This window comes from Bacillus cereus group sp. BfR-BA-01379, assembly GCF_022663605.1.
GTDB classification, from domain to species: Bacteria; Bacillota; Bacilli; order Bacillales; family Bacillaceae_G; genus Bacillus_A; species Bacillus_A mobilis.
Window position 1 is genome coordinate 1 of record NZ_JAKUFT010000362.1, and the last position, 207, is coordinate 207.

Below are 207 nucleotides of genomic sequence, written 5' to 3' on the forward strand. Positions count from 1 at the left end.
ATCGTTTGAGCAATGGAGGGACGCAGAAGGATAGAAGAAGCGTGCGATTGGTTGTGCACGTCCAAGCAATTAGGCTGATAAGTAGGCAAATCCGCTTATCGTGAAGGCTGATTTGTGATGGGGAAGCTCCTTATGGAGCGAAGTCTTTGATTCCCCGCTGCCAAGAAAAGCTTCTAGCGAGATAAAAGGTGCCTGTACCGCAAACCG

Annotated in this window: 1 rRNA gene; it reads left to right on the forward strand. The window is 49.3% G+C overall.

What is annotated here, in order from left to right:
• Positions 1–207: ribosomal RNA gene (locus MR113_RS28255) — 23S ribosomal RNA — on the forward strand; the annotation flags it as partial.